Annotated in this window: 9 protein-coding genes and 1 pseudogene; all 10 read right to left on the reverse strand. The window is 63.6% G+C overall.

Features of this window, described 5'->3' with window-relative positions; genetic code table 11:
• Nucleotides 1-2: 2 nt before the first annotated feature.
• Nucleotides 3-6485: a non-ribosomal peptide synthetase gene (locus tag I6F24_RS11385; protein WP_244429322.1), complete on the reverse strand. Its 6483-nt coding sequence runs from the start codon at nt 6483-6485 to the stop codon at nt 3-5.
• A gap of 12 nt (nt 6486-6497) precedes the next feature.
• Nucleotides 6498-9734 (reverse strand): annotated as a pseudogene (locus I6F24_RS37455) (condensation domain-containing protein); the annotation flags it as partial.
• Between the two features lie 78 nt (nt 9735-9812).
• Complete coding sequence (locus tag I6F24_RS11390) at nt 9813-10781, reverse strand: TauD/TfdA family dioxygenase (RefSeq protein ID WP_036023852.1); 969 nt, start codon at nt 10779-10781, stop codon at nt 9813-9815.
• The gene (locus I6F24_RS11395; protein WP_225149428.1) at nt 10750-11505 is read right to left on the reverse strand and encodes an alpha/beta fold hydrolase; all 756 of its coding nucleotides are present in this window, start codon (nt 11503-11505) and stop codon (nt 10750-10752) included. The genes I6F24_RS11390 and I6F24_RS11395 overlap by 32 nt, the downstream gene beginning before the upstream one ends.
• Nucleotides 11506-11526: 21 nt before the next feature.
• Nucleotides 11527-11754 carry an MbtH family protein gene (locus tag I6F24_RS11400; protein ID WP_225149427.1) on the reverse strand — a complete coding sequence of 76 codons (228 nt, stop codon included), beginning with the start codon at nt 11752-11754 and terminating at the stop codon, nt 11527-11529.
• Nucleotides 11755-12103: 349 nt separating this feature from the next.
• Nucleotides 12104-14479, reverse strand: a complete 2376-nt coding sequence (locus I6F24_RS11405; RefSeq protein WP_225149426.1) for a TonB-dependent receptor — start codon at nt 14477-14479, stop codon at nt 12104-12106.
• A 249-nt stretch (nt 14480-14728) separates the two neighbouring features.
• Entirely contained in the window at nt 14729-15877 is a 1149-nt protein-coding gene (locus tag I6F24_RS11410; RefSeq protein ID WP_036023850.1) for an amidohydrolase, read from the reverse strand.
• Between the two features lie 283 nt (nt 15878-16160).
• Entirely contained in the window at nt 16161-16592 is a 432-nt protein-coding gene (locus tag I6F24_RS11415; RefSeq protein WP_225149425.1) for a RidA family protein, read from the reverse strand.
• An 18-nt stretch (nt 16593-16610) separates the two neighbouring features.
• Nucleotides 16611-17789: an acyl-CoA dehydrogenase family protein gene (locus I6F24_RS11420; RefSeq protein ID WP_225149424.1), complete on the reverse strand. Its 1179-nt coding sequence runs from the start codon at nt 17787-17789 to the stop codon at nt 16611-16613.
• Nucleotides 17790-17805: 16 nt separating this feature from the next.
• Nucleotides 17806-20124, reverse strand: a complete 2319-nt coding sequence (locus I6F24_RS11425) for a bifunctional salicylyl-CoA 5-hydroxylase/oxidoreductase (RefSeq protein WP_225149423.1) — start codon at nt 20122-20124, stop codon at nt 17806-17808.
• Nucleotides 20125-20131: the final 7 nt, after the last annotated feature.

Raw genomic sequence — 20131 nt, forward strand, 5'->3', positions numbered from 1 at the left:
GCTCACTGCTCCGTTCCCACCAGTTCCTGGAGCTCTTCGGCATCGAATTCTTGCTCGATGAGCCTGATCGACACGACCCGGGCAAATGAGGCAAGATCGGGATGAGCGAACAGATCCGAGACCGCGATTGACACGCCGATCTCCTGCGACACCCGGCTCAGCACCCGCACTGCGAGCAAGGAATGTCCGCCGAGCTCGAAGAAGTGATCGTTGCGTCCGACCTGATCGACGTCGAGCAGCTCCGCCCAGATCCCAGCCAGCGCAAGCTCGATCTCGTCCTCGGGTGCCTCGTAGGTGCGACGCATCAACGCATCCTCGCCCGGCGCCGGCAGTGCACGGCGATCGATCTTACCGTTAGCGGTGAGCGGCAACTGCTCCAGCACCGTCACCGACGACGGCACCATGTAGTCAGGCAGAACGGCGGACAGTGCATCGCGCAAGGCGCGGCCCTCGAGCGACGGCCCGCCACTCGCATAGGCGAACAATTGGCGCCCGGTCCGGCCTTCGCCCGCCACAACGGCCGCCGCACGCACGCCACGCTGCTCGAGCAGACGCGCCTCGATCTCTCCGAGCTCGATACGGAAGCCGCGGATCTTCACCTGCTGGTCGGCGCGGCCGACATATTCAATCACGCCGTCGTCGCGCCAGCGCGCGAGATCGCCGGTGCGATAGAGGCGCGTGCCATCGACGCTGAACGGATCGGGGACGAACCGCTCCGCGGTCAGTGCAGCCCGGTTCAGATAGCCGCGGGCCTGGCCAACACCACCGATGAACAGCTCGCCGGTGACACCGACGGGAACGATATTGAGGTCGGAATCGAGAATGTGCGCCGACCTCGCACCGACGGGCCGCCCGATCGGTGCGGGCTGGCGAGGTGTCAGCGCCGCGGCGTCGACGATCCACGCCGTCGGTGCGATCACCGTCTCTGTCGGGCCGTAGGCATTGACCAGAAGATGGATATCGACGGCCTCGCGAAATGCCCTGACCCCGGTATCGGACCAGGCTTCGCCGCCGACGATACAGGCCCTGATCGCCAGCCTGCGCCCACCCTGCCGCAATGCCGCGCTCAATTGATCCGCATAGGCCGGCGGCAGGAAGATCGAGGTCACCGCATTGCGGGTCATCTCGCTGACGAGATCGTCAATCAGGAGACCGGGCTTCGAAGGCAGGACGAGCGAACCGCCCGTCATCAGCGGCACCAGCCATCGCTCGTGGGCGATGTCGAAATTGATCGATGCCGTCTGGAACTCGCGGTCACGCGAGGTCATGCGGTACAGCCGGCCGATGGCTTCGCAATGCATCGCCAGCGGTCCGCGCGCAACCGCCACGCCTTTCGGCGCGCCGGTCGACCCGGACGTGTAGATGACATAGGCCAGGCTGTCCGGATGGATTTCGATGTCGAGGTTCCCGCCGTCCTCGCCGGCGCGCGGCGATGGCTGGTCGATGCAGAGCGCCTCGACCCCGGCTTCGCGCAGCACCGGTGCAAGCGGCTCGAGCAGCGCGCCTTGCGTCAGGACCAGCGCCGCGCCGCCGTCACGCAGCATGTAGGCAAGCCGCTCGGCCGGATAATCCGGATCGAGCGGCAGATAGGCGCCTCCGGCCTTCAGAACCGCGAGCAACGCGATGATCATGTCCGGGCTTCGGCTCAAGGCAATGCCGACCAGCCGATCCGGACCGACGTTCCAGAGGCGAAGGCGTCGTGCGAGCGCGTTCGCACGCGCGTTCAACTCGCCATAGGAGATGCGCTGGTCGCCGCAGACGATGGCAATGGCAGACCGCGCCTGCGCGGCCTGTGCTTCGATATGCATCACGACGTCGGCGCAGGATGATGCGGAGGTCAGCCGCGCTGCGCCACTCCATTCGAGAGCTCGTCGCGCGTCCTGCTCGCCTGCCGCAGAGAGATCACCGAGCGCACGTTCCGAATTCGCCGCAATCCGTTCCAGCAGGGCGTGGAGAATGTCGCGAAGGCGCAGGATCGCCGCCTCGTCGAACCGGCTCCGGTCATAGTTGAATTCAATGTTCAGCCGATCGCCGGCGGCGAACACCGCGACCGCCAGCGCATAGTTCGTCGGCGTCACATGCGCCACACGTCCCAGCCGCGGACCACCTTCCCCGCCTCGTAGCACCCCCTCGTCGATCGGATAGTTTTCGAACACCAGGATACTGTCGAACAGCGGCTGCCCGGCACGGCCGGCGAGGCGCTGAATGTCGTAGAGCGGCGTCCAACCGTGCTCGCGCAGCGCCAAATTCTGTTCCTGCAACTGGCGCAGCCAATCGCCCACGATAGCTTGCGGGCTGGTCGCATCGACGATGGGAAGCGTGTTGATGAAGAGGCCCACCATCTCCTCTGAACCGGGCAATTCGGCCGGACGGCCCGAGATGGTCACGCCGAAAGAGACCGCGGACTGCCCTGAATGACGCCGCAGCAGCTGTGCCCACGCGCCCTGGATGAGCGTATTGAGCGTCACCCGTTCATGCTTTGCAAAGGACTTCAATCGCTCGGTCAACGCTGCGTCCACCGCAAGCCCGACGCTGGCATGGCCTTCGGCGAGGGATGTTTTGGGGGGCGTCAGTGTGTTCGCGAGCAATGTGGGCGCCTCAAGCCCTGCCAGAGCCTCGCGCCAGAACCTCTCGGCGCTCTCGCGATCGCGGCCCTGCAACCATGCAATGTAGTCGCGATAGCCGCCCTGCACGGCCGGCAGCGGGCGGCCGCTCGCCTGCTGCAACACCTCGGCCACGAGCCGGGCCGAGCTCCAACCATCGACGAAGATGTGATGATGGGTCCAGATCAGCCAATGCCTGTCGTAGTCGAGACGGATCAGACGGATACGCTGAAGCGGCGGCTGCGAAATGTCGAAGCCCATCTCGCGCTCACGCCGGGATATCTCCGCCAGCGCGGCTTGCAGATCCGGAGGCGCGCTGCCGCGCCAGTCCTCCTCGACGAACGGCACCGTCACATGACGATGCACCATCTGCTGCGCTGCGCCCGACAGGTTCTGCCAGACAAACCCGGTCCGCAGGGCCGCATGCCGGTCGCTGACTATCTGCCACGCGGCTTTCAGCTTGCCCGCATCGACGCCGAACAGTTCGAGCCCGACCTGATTCACATAGGCGTCGTTGGCACCGTCGCGCAGCGCATGAAAAAGCATGCCCTGCTGCATCGGCGAGAGCGGATAGATGTCCTCAATGCCGCGAAGATCCAAGGCCGCAGCCAACCGATCGAGATCAACCTGAGCGAGCCCAGACAACGGGACATCCGATGGCGTGAGGCCGAACGCTCCGTTGCAGCAATGGGCGATCAGTTCGCGCAGTGCGTCCTTGTAATGTGCGGCGAACCGCTCGACCGTCGCGCGCCGGTAGCGCTTGCGTCCGTATCCGATAGATAATTCCAGTCGGCCTTCACGCACGAGGCCAGTGATGTTTAGCCAGCCGCGCATGGGTGCCGTGGCGCTACGCGAGGGACCTGCACTCTCCGCTGCGAAGGAGAAGTGCTGGTTGGTCCCTATGTTGGCGTCGAAGCGTCCTAGATAGTTGAAGACGATCTGCGGCTCCGCCAATTGCGCCAGAGCATGGCGCTGCTGTTCAGAGCCGAGATGGCGCAACACGCCATAGCCGATCCCGCGATTCGGAATGGCGCGAAGCGTCTCCTTGACCGCCTTGATCAGCGACGCCTCGTCGCCTGCATCTTTCAGCCGGACCGGGAAGGCCGTCGTGAACCAGCCGACGGTGCGGGACACATCCGCATCTGGGAAGATCTCCTCGCGGCCGTGGCCTTCGAGCTCCACGGTGATCTCGTCGTGCTGGCTCCAGCGCGACACCGCGCGCACGAGACCGGCGAGCAGGAGATCGTTGGCCCCGGTCCGATAGGCAGCCGGCGCCTGTTCGAGGAGCTGCGACGTCAGATCGGCATCCAACACCAAGGACACCTCGCCGCCATCACCGACGCGATCGACATCGCCATGGTCGTCGTTGCATGGCAGGCGTGCGCCGGCGCCACGATCCAGCCAATACGGCAATTCGGCCGCGATCTCCGCCGTTCCCGCATAGGCATGCAGCCGCTCGCTCCACGAGGCAAAGGAGTCGCTCTTCGGCGGCAGCGCGACGGGACTGCCACGCTGCAGCTGGTCATAGGCCAACGCCAGGTCTTCCAGCAGGATACGCCAGGACACGCCATCGACGACGAGATGATGGATCGCAAGCAGCAAGCGTTGGCTACCGTCCGCCAGGTCCATGCCGACCGCGCGCAGCAGCGGTCCCGAAGACAGTGAGAGGCTTTCCTGCGCAGCGCGGGCGAGCGCCGTGACCTCCATCGCGCCGCCGACGCCCGCATGAAGCCATAACAGTTCGGTTGAACCCGGCGCCGGTCCCTGCTCCCCCCGCCAAGCACCATCCACCTGCTTGAACCGCAAACGTAACGCATCGTGATGGTCCGAGATGGCCGCAAGCGCGCGCCGCAGCGTCTCCCAATCGACCTGCATACGGGGCAGCAGCAGAACCGCCTGGTTCCAGTGATCCCGGTTGGCAATGTCCTCGGCGAAGAAGCGCGTCTGAATCGGCATCAGATGGGGCATGCCAGATGCGGTGTCGCCGACTGACGCCTTCGCCGCCGGTCTCTCCTTCTTGGTCGTCCCCGCCGATATCACGGCGACCGTCGCCAACCCGGCAATCGTCTGCTGGCTGAAGATCTGCTTCGGAGTGAGCCGGATGCCGCGCTTGCGCAAGCGGGCGATGATCTGCAGGCTCAGAATCGAATCGCCGCCGAGTTCGAAGAAATTGTCATTACGGCCGACGCGCTCGCGAACGAGCACCTCGCACCAGACCGCCGCGATGGCAATTTCAATATCCCCCGCAGGCGCGGCATAGCCGGCCGACGCCCCCTCTTCGGCCGGTTCGGGCAAGGCGCGACGATCGACCTTTCCATTGGGCGTCAGCGGCAATTGCGCCAACATGACGATGTGTGACGGAACCATATAGTCCGGCACGATTGCAGCCAGCTGTTGCTTGATCGCATCGGCCTGTGGAGCGGCGCCGCTCTCAGCCACGCAATAGGCGATCAGCTCCTGGCGCTCACTTTCACCGATGGCGCGTGAAACGACCACCGCGTCACCGATCCCCTGCAGCGCCTTGATAACGCGCGCGACCTCGCCCAACTCGATGCGATAGCCGCGCAACTTGATCTGGTCATCAGAACGACCCAGGAATATCAGCCGGCCCTCGCGGTCGCAGCGGACACGATCCCCGGTTCGGTAGAGGCGCCCGCCCGCGGCGCCGAACGGATCCGGCACGAAGCGTTCCGCGGTCAGGCCCGCCGCGCCGCGATAGCCCCGCGCCAGCCCAGCGCCGCCGACATAGAGCTCGCCAACGACTCCGATCGGCACCTCGTTCAAGGCGTCATCGAGGACATGGACGCGCAGATTGGCAAGAGGCAGACCGATCGGAACCGAACCGTCCCCGCGGCCTGCCGCGCACTCATGCGTCACCGCGCCGACGGTCGTTTCCGTGGGCCCGTAATGATTCAGGATCCGGCATTCCGGCCGCAAACGCCGGACGTCGTCCAGCAGCGCGCCATCGCACGCCTCGCCGCCCAGGACGAGCGCGTCGCGGGGGAGCGGATCGGCCGAGTGCGAGGCCTGAAGCAGCCCTCGCAGATGGCTCGGCACGATCTTGAGAATGTCGACCTCGCCCTCGCGCATCGCTTGTGCAAACGCATCCGCGTCGAATACGGCCTCCGGTGACAGCAGATGCAGCGTGCCGCCGGATGCGAGCGCACCGAACAGGACAGTGTGGCCGAGGTCGGCCGCCACCGTCGAAACCATCGCCATGCTCGCCGACGGGCGCGGCTTCAGACGTTGCAGCAGAGCCTGGACATAATTGGCCAAGGCCCCGTGCGAGACGCTGACGCCCTTAGGCGCGCCGGTCGATCCGGAGGTATAGATGACGTAAGCGGTCTGCGTTGGATGAATGGTCGTGTCGAGCGGCAGGCTCGATACCTCGGCGCGCGCCGCTTCCGCCTCCGCGTCGAGCACCAGGCAGCCCAGCTCGCGCGCATCCGCCAATTTGTCGCCCGCCGCAAGCATGATGTCGATGCCGCCGTCGGTCAGGATACGGCGGACGCGCTCCAACGGCCATTTCGGATCGAGCGGGACATAAGAGCCGCCCGCCTTCAGCACACCGAGCAAGGCGACGACAAAGGCCGGAGAGCGCTCGATCCACAGCGCAACCGGTGTCTCGCGTGCCACGCCCTTCGCGATGAGGGCGTGTGCGATACGATTTGACCACTGCTCGAGCTCCGCAAAGGTCAGTTGCCCCCGGCCGCATCGAATGGCGATGGCGGTCTGTCGATCTACTGTCGCCGCGCGATGAAGGCTCACCACATCGGCGAAGCCGAACGCCGCAGCCTCACTCGGCACGGTCTGCCGGTGTCCGTCGTCGATGACGAAGTCCGATATCCGCCGCTCGGCGTTGTCGGCAATCTGGCGCAGCATCGAACCGAATTGCGTCGCCAATCGCGCGATAGTCGGACGCTCGAACAGATCGGTGGCGTAGTTGAACGTGACCTTCATGCCGACGCCATCGATGACGTCGAGGGCGACATCGAAATGCGAACCAGCGAGATCGACAATGTCGATGTCGGCAGTGAGCCCCTCGACGCCGGAGAAACCGCCCGGCGCCGTCATGTAGTTGAACTTCGCCTGGAACAGGGGATTTTGCCCACCGCTGCGTTCGGGCTTGAGGCTGTCGACCAGCATTTCGAACGGAAGATCCTGGTGCGCCAGTGCCTGGACCACCGATTCCCTGACCTGACGCAACAGGCTCGTGAAGCTCGCTTCGGCGGTCATCTCGGCCCGCAGCACCAGCGTGTTGACGAAACATCCGATCAGTCGTTCGAGCTGCGTATGCCGGCGCCCGGCGACCGGCACGCCGACACGCAAATCACTCTGCCCGGTGTAGCGCTGGAGCAGCGCGTAATATGCGCCGAGCAGCAGCATGAAGACGCTGACGCGCTGCTTGCCGGCGATCTCCCGGAGCCGGGACGCAAGCACGGCGTCGATGGCCAGACCGATCGTATCGCCGGCATGGCTCTGGATCGTCGGGCGCGGCCGATCATGCGGCAGCGCCAGCACCGGGTGAACATCGCCGAGCTTGGCGCGCCAATAGGCGAGCTGCCGATCGCCCTCGCCGTCCGCAAGCCAGCTTCGCTGCCAGGCCGCAAAATCAGCATATTGAATTGCCGGAACCGGCGGCACGCCTGCGCCTTGACCAGTACCGGCCCGATAGAGAGCGGCCAGCTCTTCGAGCAACACATCAAGCGACCTGCCATCGACGATGATGTGATGGGCCAGCAGCAGCAGTTCATACGCATCGTCCGCGAATTGAAGCAGCACGACGCGCAACAATGGCCCGTTCACGAGATCGAACGGCTTGCCGAGCTCTGATCGCCTGACCGTCTCCGCGCGCTCGGAGCGCTCCCGCACAGAATAGGCGCGGAGATCCTCGTGCCGGACGCCGATGCTCACGACATCGTGGATGAGCTGCGTTCCACGACCGTCTCTGGCGATGAACCTGGTGCGCAATATCTCGTGACGACGGACGATCTCGCCGAAAGCACGCGAAAGCACTGCACGGTCGAGCCGTCCCTTCAGACCGATTGTGCTCGCAACGGTATAGGCTGTCCCAGCAGGATCCATGTTCCAGAGGAACCAGAGCCGCTCCTGTGCGTGCGACAGCATCGTGCGATCGGCCGCGACGGCCCATGGGATCGGCGGGAGCGCCCGGCCAGCGCCGGTGCCCGCCAAAACATCGATCCGGCCAGCGAAGGCCGCAAGCGCCGGCGCGTCGAAGAAGGTGCGCAGCTCCACTTCCACGTTCAGGCGGTCGCGGATCGCCGCGGCTACTTGGCCAGCCGCGATCGAGTTTCCGCCCAGCACAAAGAAATCGTCCTCGCGATGCACCGCCGCGACGCCAAGCGCCTCGCACCACATCGCAGCGACGGCGCGCTCGGTATCAGTCGCCGGCACCGTCAGGGATGCAGTGCCGCGGCGACGCCCTCTCTCGAACACCGCGAAGCTGTCGAGCGTGTTGTCGGCGAGACGCGTTGCGCAGGCCGACCGCTGCAGCTTGCCGCTCGTTGTCAACGGCATCGCTTGCGGGTTCAGCAGAACGATCACCGCCGGATATTCCTGCGCCTGCCGGAGGACGGCTTCGCCGATCGCATGTGCGAGCGCTTCCGGGTTGCTGCGCTTGAGCACGGCGCGGCTGAACTCCGCCGCCACTCCGATGGCCTCACGCCCATCGACCTCGACGGGAAAGGCGGCAACCCGTCCGCTGCGGACGGATTCGACCTCGGCTTCGACCGCCTGCTCCACGTCCGTCGGATAGACGTTCTGCCCGCGAACGATCAGCAGGTCCTTGAGACGACCGGCCACCACGAGTGCGCCGTCGCGAAGGAAGCCGATGTCGCCGGTCCGCAGCCAATGCACGCCATCCCGCTCGACGAAGGCCTGATGTGTGGCCTGGGCATTGTTCCAATATCCATGCGCGACGCTGGGACCCGAGGCCCAGATCTCGCCGACCTCATTCGCCTCGGCCTCGGCGGAGCCGTCGATACGCATGATGCGCATGGCGTGACCAGCGGCGGTTCGACCGCATGCCACGAGGTCCGTGCCTTCGCTGGCGCTCGCGATGCGGCCGGCGGCAAGTTCCGCGGTGTCGAGCGTGTAGCTGACGGTCTCGGCGGTGATGTCGCCGGCCGTGACCAGCAGCGTCGCCTCCGCAAGTCCATAGCAAGCCGTCAACGCCCGTCGATCGAACCCGGCCCGCGCAAACCGGTCGCCAAATTTCTCGAAGGTGGTGCGGCGGACGAACTCCGAGCCCGAGAACGCAAACCTCCACCGGCTGAGGTCGAGCCGACGGATGGTCTCTTCCGAGATGCGGTCGGTGCAGAGTGAGTACGCGAAGTCGGGGCCACCGCTCAACGTGCCGCCGTGACGGTCGATGGCCTCGAGCCAGCGCCGTGGCCGCTCCAGGAAGTTCCGTGGCGACATCAGGACGCCGGTAAAGCCCGTGAACAGCGGGTTCAGAAGTCCGCCGATCAGCCCCATGTCGTGATAGAGCGGCAGCCAGCTCACAAACACATCGTCCGGCGTTCCACTACAAACCGCTTCGATCGCACGCTCGTTGGCCGCTAGATTGCCATGGGAGACGCAAACGCCCTTCGGCTGCGAGGTCGAGCCGGATGTGTATTGGAGGAACGCGATCCCATCGGTGGCAGGCCTCGTCTCGCACCAGTCCGCGGCGAGATCGGGCGAAATCGTGTCCACCGCAACGATCTCCACGTCGGCGAGCTCGGGCAATGCCGCCTCGATGAGACCGCGCAGCCCCGTCTCCACCAGGATGAAGCGAGGCGCGGCATCCCGCAGGATACCGTTCAGTCGTCCTGCATAGCGCTCGGGACCGCCCTCAGGCGGATACGCCGGCACGGCGACTACGCCCGAATACAGGCAGGCATAGAATGCGACGGCATAGTTGATCCCGCTCGGAAGCAGAATCACCGCCCGTTCGCCCGCACCGCCCATCTGCTGAAACCATGCCGCAAGCGCCCTGATCCGAGCGTCCAGCGCGGCAAACGTCAGCTCATCGGCAACGTCGTCGCCCTCCAGGAATCGCAACGCCACCTTCTCCGGTCGCAAGGCGGCATGCTCTCGCAAGCGTTCGACGAGGTCGGATCTGTCCATGTTCTCAAATTCCTGTCCGGCCGCGCGCCGGAAATCCCCGCCGCCCGAATGAGACGTGCCGCTGATCACCCTTGCCGATCACCCCTGCCGATGAGCTTCCGCCATGGCGACGATCACCTTGCGCGGACCCCTGAACGGGGCCCGCGCGTGCGCGGTGAGCATGTTGTCGAGCATCACGACGTCCCCAGCCTGCCAGGGAAAGCTGATCTTGTGCCTCTCCAGAACGGTCCGGACCGTTGACAATGTTTCGTCCTCGATCGTCGAACCGTCGCCATAGAAGACGTTGCGCGGTAGATCGGCTTCGTCCTCGACCACGTCGAGCAGACTCTCGCGCACCTCCGGCTCGAGATTGGAGACATGGAACAGATGCGCCTGGTTGAACCAGACCCACTCCTTCGTGACCGGGTGCTGCGCCGTGCCCTGACAGACCTGGCGCGTACGGAGTTCGCCATCTTCCTTCCACTCGCATTCGATGTCGTGGCGAGCGCAGTAAGCTTCCACCTCCGATCTGGAGTCGGTGCCGAACACCTGCTGCCAATCGACGTCGAGCCCGTTGCCGTAGTTCCGCACATACATCACGCCCTTCTCGGCGAACCGCTCGCGAATGGCCGGCGGCATGTCGCGATAGATGGCGCGGCTGTCGGCGATCGGCGTCTCGCCGCCTTCCAGCGCCGGCTGCATGCAGTAGAACCAGATCTTCATCGGCCAATCGCGGGTATAGGCCTGCTCGTTGTGCAGCGGGATATGCTGGTGCGGCGGATACTCCGTGGACGTGTAGACGCCTGAGGTCACCTGCGAACGCGGCGTCGACCCGAACTCGTAGGTCAGCAGCGGGTGGCCGAAATCGGCCGCGAAGGCTCGAAACGCATCGGGACCATCGAGCGCGAAATCGCGAAACACGATGCCGCCGCTGTCGGTGAGGTACCGGTCGATCGTTGCACGCAGCATGGGAAGGGATTCGCCGAGCGGCTGCCCGGCCTCACCTGCCCTAAGCAGCATGGGAAGAGCCTTGCCCTCAATGAGTGGCTGGACGGAGAACGCGCTCATGATCCTCGCTCCGATGCAAACCGGTCGATCGCCCCGATTGCCGGACCAGCGCCCAGCCGATCCGGTCGATCAGTTCGGCCTGCTGTGTGTGAATGAAGAAGTGATGCCCGGGCAGAATATCGAGCGTGAATGCCGCCGAGGTCTCCAGCCGCCAAGCCTCGAGTGCTTCGCGGCTGGTCTCGTCGTCCGCTCCGCCAAAAACGTGTACGGGGCACGGCAATGGACGCCGCGGCCGGTAGGCATAGGCTCCGCACATCAGAAAATCTGCGCGCAGTACCGGCAGCGCGGATCGCATCAACTCGGCATTCGACAGCGCCTCGTCGGGTGTGCCCTGAAGATCACGCAGCTCCTGCATCAGCGCCTGGTCGCTCAGGGGATGGCGCCACTTGCTGCCGTCCCGAACCGCCGGCGCTTCCGCACCCGAGGCGAAGAGAATGGCCGGCGCAGGCACTCCGCTATCGAGCAGGCCATGTGCGAGCTCGAACGCGATCACGGCACCGAGGCTGTGCCCGAACAACGCATAGGGCCCGTCGAGCTGCGCCGCGAGTTCACCAGCCAGCTGCGCCGCCAGCACGCCCGGATCGGTCGCCAGCGGCTCGTCCATGCGCGCACCACGCCCGGGCCATTCGACCGGCCGAACGTCGATCCATGACGGCAGCAGCCTGCGCCACCGCGCATAGAACATGGCACTGCCGCCGGAATAAGGCAGACAAAGAAGCCGCATCGGACGACCAGACTTCGCTGACTACGTCGTCTGCTGAGGCGGCGCGCCGTCCATGAACTTGCGCAAGCTGAGCGGGCGCATGTCGGTCCACACCTGCTCGATATGGTCGAGACATTCCTTCTTGCTGCCTGACTTGCCCACCGCCTTCCAGCCGGCCGGAATCTCCTTGAACGTCGGCCAGATGGAGTATTGCTCTTCGTGATTGACGACGACGGTGAAGGTGACGTCGTCTCTGTCGAACACCATCATGGCGCGATCCCCTTTTCGGAAAGCGAAAGCAGAGACGTTTGACTAGGTCAGAAGCCGACGAGGGTCAAAGCAATATCGACGCGCCTTTTTGTAAGACCTCAAAACTGGCGACGGGAGAACACAATGCAACCTCCGCGCTTGCGCGCCAATACGCGGGAAACTATTGGGATTTCAGGACGCGACGAAGATTGCTGCAATTCTAACTGCGCAAGGAGGAACTTTTCCGATGTGGCATGATGGTGCGCAATTTCATTGCACTGTCATCAGCTGCATTGAATAGGTCATGACAAGACAATGCCGCCGCGGACCAACCGCGGCGGCATCAACTCCGTTCGTCCATGAAAGCGGTCTAGAAATTGAAGGTGGTAGAAAGCAGATAGGTCCGAGGCGCGCCGAGCGTGATGACCCCACTATAGGCCGAAGCCCAGTACGCCTTGTTGCCGACGTTTTCGATATTTGCGCGCACCACGATCGGCTTTCCGTTCCAGGGCGACGTGAATGTATATCGCGCCCCGATATCGACGCGCGTCCACTCCGGCAAAGTCAGCGTATTCGCGGCGTTAACGTACTGCGATCCGGTATAGATGACCTTGCTCGTGAACGTGAGACCACGAACAAACGGCGTATCCCATTCCGCGCCCATATTGACGTTGACGACCGGCACGCCAACTGCCGTCCTTCCGTCGGTGAGCCCGCCTTGAGTTCTCTCCTGCACCCCGTCGATCAAGGCGACACCACCGAGAACACGGATGTCGGGCGTGACTTCGCCGAACACGTTTAGTTCCACGCCGCGGTTTCTCTGTCTGCCGTTGAGTTGTTGAGACGCTGAGACGCCCGATGCCACTGAGATAATGCTCGGTTGGCTTATGTCGAACACGCTCAGTGTCGTCGTGAAACGCCCTGCATCGATCTTCATGCCCACTTCAGCCTGTTTCGTCTGCGCCGGCGGGAATACGGTCCCGACGTTGCTAAAGTTGCCGGAAACGACGACCGGCGTCTGGAGACCTTCGATGTAGTTTGCGTAGAGCGCGACGTTCTCGACAGGCTTCACCAGAACTGCGTATGCCGGGCTCCAGACCGACGTGTCCTGCTGTGGTCGGCTCGAGGCTGGCGTGAGGAAGTTCGCCACTTCCGAGCCCGCGGTCTGACGACGAACGCCAAGCGTGACTTGAACGCGATTGTTCAGAATCGACATGGTGTCGGAGGCGCCGACGCTCGAAAGGGTCACGCCCGTCTTCTGATTGGCAGATACTATCGAGAAATTGGGTTTCGCTATGTTGGTCGGTTCTGTGTACAGGTTCCAGAAAATCAGATCCGCGAGAGCATTGTTGGATCGCGTCAAAACCCTCTGATTGTAAGTCCGGTCGTTGATCGAGTAGTTGACGTTTAGCGCATGGTTTACGGGACCAGTGTCAAACGTTGCTCGGATACCAGCCTCACCTGCGAGCGTCTCGAACGTTTCCTTGCCCGCAAACGGCCGCGACCACAGACCTCCCAACTGGGAGACGCCGGGTGGAGATGTCAATGCGCCGGGCGCGACATTGGAGATGTTCGGCGAGGGATAGGCGTAGTTGATGTTGCTATCGTGATAGCCGAACGCTCCGTAGGCGGTCATCCAGTCGGTGACATCCACCTCGCCTCGGGCGGTGGTAAAGAAGTCGGTCGGCGCATAATAGGCCCACGGAACCTGGAAATTCAGTCCGGCTTTTGGTGGCGGAGGAATAACTGTCGTCGTGGCAGGGACATTGAAGAAGCGTAACGGCGGATTTAGGTTGTCAGCCTGATAACCGATATCGACCGCCGCGCGTACGCGTTCTCCGCGGTAATCGAGGCCCAGAACCGCGTTTCCAAATTCATCCGTCTGTCTATTCCAAGGGGTATTTCCGTTCGAGTACGTGCTGTTCAGCCGAACACCCCACTCCTTGTGTTCCCCATAGCGGCGACTGACATCAACGATCCCGCCAAACTGCGATCTTGAAGCGTAAGTTGCTGTGAGCTGGGTAATATCGAAGTCGGGCGCATGCTTGGTGATCAGATTGACGCTTCCGCCGACCGCACCTCCGCTCGAAACGCCGGTACCGCCGGCAGTCATCCCATTGAGCAATGCGCTCGGGCCCTTCAGCACTTCAACGCGCTCCACGAAATTTGCGCCCGAAGAATAGTATGGTGCGATTCCATAGAGGCCGTTCAGCCCATAGTCGCCGCTGTCGTAGTAAAAGCCACGAATAAAGAGACTGTCCGCACCGCCACCGGCTGCCTGAACGACCCTGACCGAGGGATCATTCGCCAGGACATCACGGATCGTGCGCGCTTGCTGGTTCTGTATCAGCTCCGCCGTATAGCTCGTCTGGTTGAACGGCGTGTTCATCACGCCGCGATTGCCGAGCAGACCGAGGCTTCCGCCGGTTGCGACTTGGCCGCCTGCGTAAGCGGGCGGCACCGTGCCGACCGTACCGGTCGAAGGCACCACATAGGGAACGGGTGCAGCCTGGCGCGGAGCCACCGCGGCGACGGATCGCTGTCCACGCGAGGCGCGCGTCGACTGTGATCTCTGGACCGGCTGACGAGCTCTCGGCTTGGAGGCATCCACGGTCACGGGCGGCAGATTGGATTGCGCAACCGCACGCTGAAGGTCACCCGAAAATTCCATCGACAGTGCGAGATAACTCACCGCGCCCAACGATAGTGTACGCACGATTTTCCTGGCCGAGAGTTCACGCGTCATTCCTGCGCCCCAATTCCACTTGCAAGCACGTCCCCGTCGCTTCCTAACATACGACGGTGCTGCGAGAAGGAATTGGGACCTAGAAATTATCTAAGGTTGCACGACGAAACCGTCGTGATCGGAGAAGCGATTTCCTGCTTCGAACTTCACTGCAAATTTTCGAAAGCTTCTAGTTTCAAATCGTTCTAAGCGCCGATCCAACATGTGGCATGCAGGCGATACGCTGTCACTCCGTCCGGAATTCTCTATTTAGCCAAGCAGGTTGCGTATGGTGCGCACGAATATTCTTGCACCAATTTCTATCAACTGATCCGGAAAGTCGTAGTTCGACTCATGCAGCCCGGGATGCTCTTTGCCGGCTCCCAGGAAAAACATCGCCGACTTCGAACGGGAGCCAAAACGTCCGAAGTCCTCGGAGCCACGCAGTGGAAGGCCCTCCGCCGAATGTCGCACCCCCTCTGCGTCCAGCGCGCTTCTAAGCTGGGCAACAGCATCGACGTCGTTTGCGCAATGATTGAAGACGTCGCGATAAGCGATTTCCGTGCTCAGCCCCTCGCCGGCCGTCACGCGCCGAACCAAGTCTTCCGCCTCCAGGCGGAGCCGTTCCATCATCATGTCGGTGCATGTTCTCAGTGTCGCCCACAATTCGCCGAAGCCCGGCGCGATACCGAACGCAGGCTCCCCAAGTCTTGCGTGGGTGACCGTCAGCATTGAGAAGTCGTCGTCTAGCTCCGTCCCGCGCCCGAGCGCGGGTATCTCCAGCAGAAGCCTGGCGAGCGCGTCTTTCGGGGAGATACCGAGCGCCGGATTCGACGCGTGCGTCGTTCGTCCTGATAATCTGATCTGCATTCCTTGCGAGGCGCAATTCACCAAACCTTCGGCAAGAGAGACCTGTCCAAGACCGAGGCCGGGAAGGTTATGCAGCGCGAAGACAAAGTCGGGCCGCACCTGCTCAAACTTCGCGTCAGCCAGAACGGCGGCCGCACCGGACCCGTCCTCCTCGGCCGGCTGAAACAGGAGCGCTACGCGACCTCGGCTTGGACGTTGCTGGCTCAGATTTTGCGCTACGGCCGCCAGAATTGCCATATGACCATCATGACCGCAGAGATGGGCCTTTCCTGCTATCAGCGATCGATGCTTGAGTTCTGATTTTTCTTGAATCGGCAGTGCATCCAGTTCGGCCCGAAGCATGATCGTCGGGCCAGACTCACGTCCATCATAGATTCCAAGCACGCCGTGACCACCGAGGCCCGAAACGATCCTGTCGGCACCCGCCGCCTGAAGACGAGCCCGCACGGCTTCCGCGGTTTTTGCCTCTTGCCCCGACAGTTCCGGCACGGCGTGAAGATGGCGTCGCCATGTCACCAATTCATTCAGATCGTTCTCGGTCAGGAACATTGGGCTTCTTTCTCACTCATGACCGGCGGCGAAACGCCTGTTGTAGTCGCTGCACTGCTCTCGTCAATTCGATCGCGCGGAAGCCGAGCTCAGTATCACGCCTCAGACCGTCTGCTCAAATTTGCAGTCGATAGATTTTTGTGCATCTCCCGGTGCACACATGGTGCACACGCCGCCCCTTAGCCGATTGAAAATATTGAGCTCTCGCTCCAATCCATCACGGGCGCCGTAGAGAGCTTTCCATCGTCGCGGTCTCGCCGCGGGCCTGCGGCCGACGCCTTCGTCAGCGCGGGACGACGGCCGTCGCCTCGATCTCGACACGCGAGGATGGCTCGACGAGACGCACGACCTGCACCAGCGCCATGCTAGGGTAATGGGTGCCAATGACCTCGCGATAGACTTTGCCGAGCGCTTTCAGGTTCGACACATATTCGTCCATGTCCACGACGTACCAGGTCAGGCGCACGAGATGGTCCGGCCGCGCGCCGCCCTCTGCCAGGATCGCGACGATGTTTTCGAGCGTCTGGCGGACCTGCGCAACGAAGCCGTCCGCAAATCGCCCGGCGACGTCCCAGCCGACCACACCACCCGTCATGACGAGTCGTCCTTCGGCCATGACGCCGTTCGCATACCCCTTCGGCTGCCGCCAGCCGCTGGGCTGAAGCAGTTGCAGACCACGCGTCGCGGGGACTTCCGGCTTGCTGATCGTGCTCATGCGTAGTTCTCAATCCCTTCAGCGCGGCTTCAACAGCTCGCGGGCGACAATCAATTTCTGGACCTCGGTCGCGCCCTCGTAGATGCGCAGCGCGCGGATTTCGCGGTAGAGACTTTCGACGACCTCTCCCTTGCGCACGCCGCGGCCGCCGAACATCTGGACGGCACGGTCGATGACGCGCTGCGCGGTCTCGGTGGCGGTCAGCTTCGCCATGGCGGCTTCGCGCGTCGTCGGAAGCTTCTGGACATCGCGGCGCCAGGCCGCGCGGTAGGTCAGCAGCGCCGCCGCGTCGGTGTCGGTCGCCATGTCGCCGAGCGCGGCCTGGGTCAGTTGAAGATCCCCCAGCGTCGCACCGAACATGTTTCGGCTGCGAGCATGCGACAATGCCTCGTCGAGCGCGCGACGGGCAAAGCCGAGGGCTGCGGCGGCGACCGATGCGCGGAAAATATCCAACGTCTGCATCGCGAGCTTGAACCCGCCCCCGGGCGCGCCGAGCCTACGGCTCGCGGGAATCCGGCAATTAGTAAAGCGCAACGTCGCCAGCGGGTGCGGCGCGATGACGTCGATGCGCTCGGCAATGCTAAAACCGGGATCATCCGGAAAGACGACGAAGGCCGAAATGCCGCGGGCGCCCGGCGCCTCGCCCGTTCGCGCAAACAGCGTATAGACGTCGGCAATGCCGCCGTTCGAGATCCAGGTCTTCTCGCCGTCGATGACGTAGTTGTCGCCGTCGGCCCGCGCCGTGCAGGACATCGCTGCGACGTCCGACCCCGCCCCCTTCTCGGAGAGCGCGAAGGCCGCGAGCCATTCGCCGGAACGCACCTTCGGCAGCACGGCCTTGCGCAACTCCGCCGAGCCACCCAGTGCAATCGCTCCGGAGCCAAGCCCCTGCATGGCGAAAGCAAAATCGGCGAGGCCATCGGCATAGGCCAGCGACTCGCGCGACAGGCAGATCGAGCGGGAATCGATCGACGTCGCATCGCCATCGGGCGCCGCGACCGCGCAATCGAGCAACCCCGCCGCGCCCATCGCGCGCACAAGCTTGCGACAGGCACCATCCACATCATTGTGATCGATCTTGTCGAGGGCTCCCGACTGCACGAAGCGATCGAGCGCCTCGCCGATCGCAAGATGGCGGGGCTCGAAGAACGGCCAGTCCAGCCATTCGCGCCGGATCATCTTTACCACGGAGTTCATCCGATCCCTCCTTCGCTCACTGCGCGGCCACGGCAGCGGCACGCGCCAGATTGGCTTCGTATTGTCCCTTGGCGGACAGATACTGCTTCGGCCAGTTGACCGCTGTGATGCCGATGCGCGCGGCTTCGTGCAGCGTCCAGGCCGGGTCGGCGAGATGCGGCCGCGCAATCGCGCAGAGATCCGCGCGGCCAGCCGCGAGAATCGAGTTGGCGTGATCGGCCTCGGAGATCGCACCGACTGCTATCGTCTCGATGCCGACTTCGTTGCGGATCAGATCGGCGAATGGCGTCTGGAACAGGCGGCCGTAGATCGGCCGTTCCTCCTTCCAGACCTGTCCCGAGGAGCAATCGATCACGTCTGCTCCCGCCTCCTTGAACATCCCAGCGAAGATCGCGGCGTCGGCCGGCGTGTTGCCGCCTTCGGTCCAGTCATGGCAGGACAGCCGCACCGACATCGGCCGATCGGATGGCCACGCCGCGCGCATCGCCCTGAAGACCTCCAGCGGAAAGCGCGCACGATTTTCGTGGTTGCCGCCATATTCGTCAGTCCGCCGGTTGGTCAGCGGCGAGAGGAAGCTCGACAGCAAATAGCCATGGGCGCAATGAAGCTCGAGCCAATCGACACCGGCGTCGGCAGCACGGCGCGTTGCGGCGACGAAATCGTCGCGGACGCGGTCCATGTCGCTGCGGTTCATCTCCCGCGGCAACTGGCTGTGCGGCAGATAGGGCAGCGCGGAAGCCGAGATCAGCGGCCAATTGCCTGAAGCCAGCGGTTGGTCAATCCCCTCCCAGGCGAGCCGGGTCGATCCCTTCCGCCCGGCATGGCCGAGCTGGATGCCGACCTTGGCATGTCCGAGGCTATGGACCAGATCGACCAGCCGGCGCCATTGTGCCGCTTGCTCATCATTCCAGAGCCCGAGACAGCCCGGCGTAATCCTGGCATCCGGTGAGACGCAGGTCATCTCGGCAAAGATCAACGCGGCGCCGCCCATGGCGCGCGCTCCGAGGTGGGCGATGTGGAAGTCGTTGATCAGCCCGTCCTTCGCCGAATACATCGCCATCGGCGAGACCATGATGCGGTTCGCCAGCGTGAGGCCGCGCACGCGGTGCGGCGTCAGCATCGGCGGCGGTACCCGTTCGCCGTCCTCGACGGCGATGCCCGAGCGCGCGGCAAACCATCGCTCGAATCCTTCCAACCAGGCACGGTCGCGCAGGCGCAGGTTTTCATGGCTGATGCGCTGGGAACGCGTCAGCATCGAATAGAAGAATTGCGGCGGTTCGAGCGTATCAGCATAGCGCCGGCCGACCACCTCGAACCATTCCATCGCATTGCGCGCGGCGTTCTGGATGCGCGCCACGTCGACGCGGCGTACTTCCTCGTAGGCCTCCAGCACGGTCTGGATGCGGTCGCGCCCGTGACCATGGCGATCGAACTGGTTGGCGAGCTCGATGGCGTCGTCGAGCGCGAGCTTGGTGCCCGACCCGATGGCGAAATGCGCGGTGTGCGCGGCGTCCCCCATCAGCACGACATGGGAGCGGCCGTTGAACACGCTCCATTTGCCGCAGATCAGGCGGCTGAAATTGAGCCAGGCCGAGCCGCGCAGATGGCGGGCGTTGGTCAAGAGCTTCGCACCGTCGAGCGTCTCGGCGAAGATCTTCTCGCAGAAGTCGATCGACCCTTGCTGATCGAGCTCGCCCAGCCCGTGAGCATTGTAGGTCTCTTCCGTGGTCTCGACGATGAAGGTCGAGGTCTCCGCGTCGAACTTGTAAATGTGTGCCTGGAACCAGCCGTGCTCGGTCCTCTGGAAATCGAACGTGAAGGCGTCGAACGCCTTCTTGGTGCCGAGCCAGATGTAGCGGTTCGGCCGGATCACCATGTCCGGCTGGAACTGTTCGGCATAGCGGGCGCGAATCCTGGAATTCACACCGTCGGTGGCCACGATCAGGTCGGCGTCGGGGAATTCAAGATCGGACTCCACCTCACGCTCGAAGGCGAGCTCGACACCCAGAGCCTCGCAGCGCCTCTGGAGAATGTTGAGCAGATGCTTGCGACCAATGCCGATGAAGCCGTGGCCGGTCGTGCGCTGCCGCGTCCCCTTGAAGACCAGCTCGATGTCGTCCCAATGATTGAAGGCGTCCTCGATCTCGGCCGCGCTTTCGGGGTCGGCAAGACGCATCGCAGACATCATGGCATCGGAGAATACCACCCCCCAGCCAAACGTATCGTAGGGCTTGTTGCGCTCGACGACCGTGACGACATGTTCCGGATGTCGACGCTTCATCAGGAGGCCCAGATAGAGGCCGGCCGGCCCGCCGCCGATACAGACTATGCGCATGATCCCT

Source organism: Bradyrhizobium sp. BRP23, from assembly GCF_020194135.1.
Classification (GTDB): domain Bacteria; phylum Pseudomonadota; class Alphaproteobacteria; order Rhizobiales; family Xanthobacteraceae; genus Bradyrhizobium; species Bradyrhizobium yuanmingense.

Excerpts from the sequence above, each read along its gene's own strand:
- I6F24_RS11415 (WP_225149425.1), bottom strand. The coding sequence starts at position 16,592 with ATGAGCACGATCAGCAAGCCGGAAGTCCCCGCGACGCGTGGTCTGCAA.
- I6F24_RS11425 (WP_225149423.1), bottom strand. The coding sequence starts at position 20,124 with ATGCGCATAGTCTGTATCGGCGGCGGGCCGGCCGGCCTCTATCTGGGC.
- I6F24_RS11420 (WP_225149424.1), bottom strand. The coding sequence starts at position 17,789 with ATGAACTCCGTGGTAAAGATGATCCGGCGCGAATGGCTGGACTGGCCG.
- I6F24_RS11390 (WP_036023852.1), bottom strand. The coding sequence starts at position 10,781 with ATGAGCGCGTTCTCCGTCCAGCCACTCATTGAGGGCAAGGCTCTTCCC.
- I6F24_RS11395 (WP_225149428.1), bottom strand. The coding sequence starts at position 11,505 with ATGCGGCTTCTTTGTCTGCCTTATTCCGGCGGCAGTGCCATGTTCTAT.
- I6F24_RS11400 (WP_225149427.1), bottom strand. The coding sequence starts at position 11,754 with ATGATGGTGTTCGACAGAGACGACGTCACCTTCACCGTCGTCGTCAAT.
- I6F24_RS11405 (WP_225149426.1), bottom strand. The coding sequence starts at position 14,479 with ATGACGCGTGAACTCTCGGCCAGGAAAATCGTGCGTACACTATCGTTG.
- I6F24_RS11410 (WP_036023850.1), bottom strand. The coding sequence starts at position 15,877 with ATGTTCCTGACCGAGAACGATCTGAATGAATTGGTGACATGGCGACGC.
- I6F24_RS11385 (WP_244429322.1), bottom strand. The coding sequence starts at position 6,485 with ATGCTGCGCCAGATTGCCGACAACGCCGAGCGGCGGATATCGGACTTC.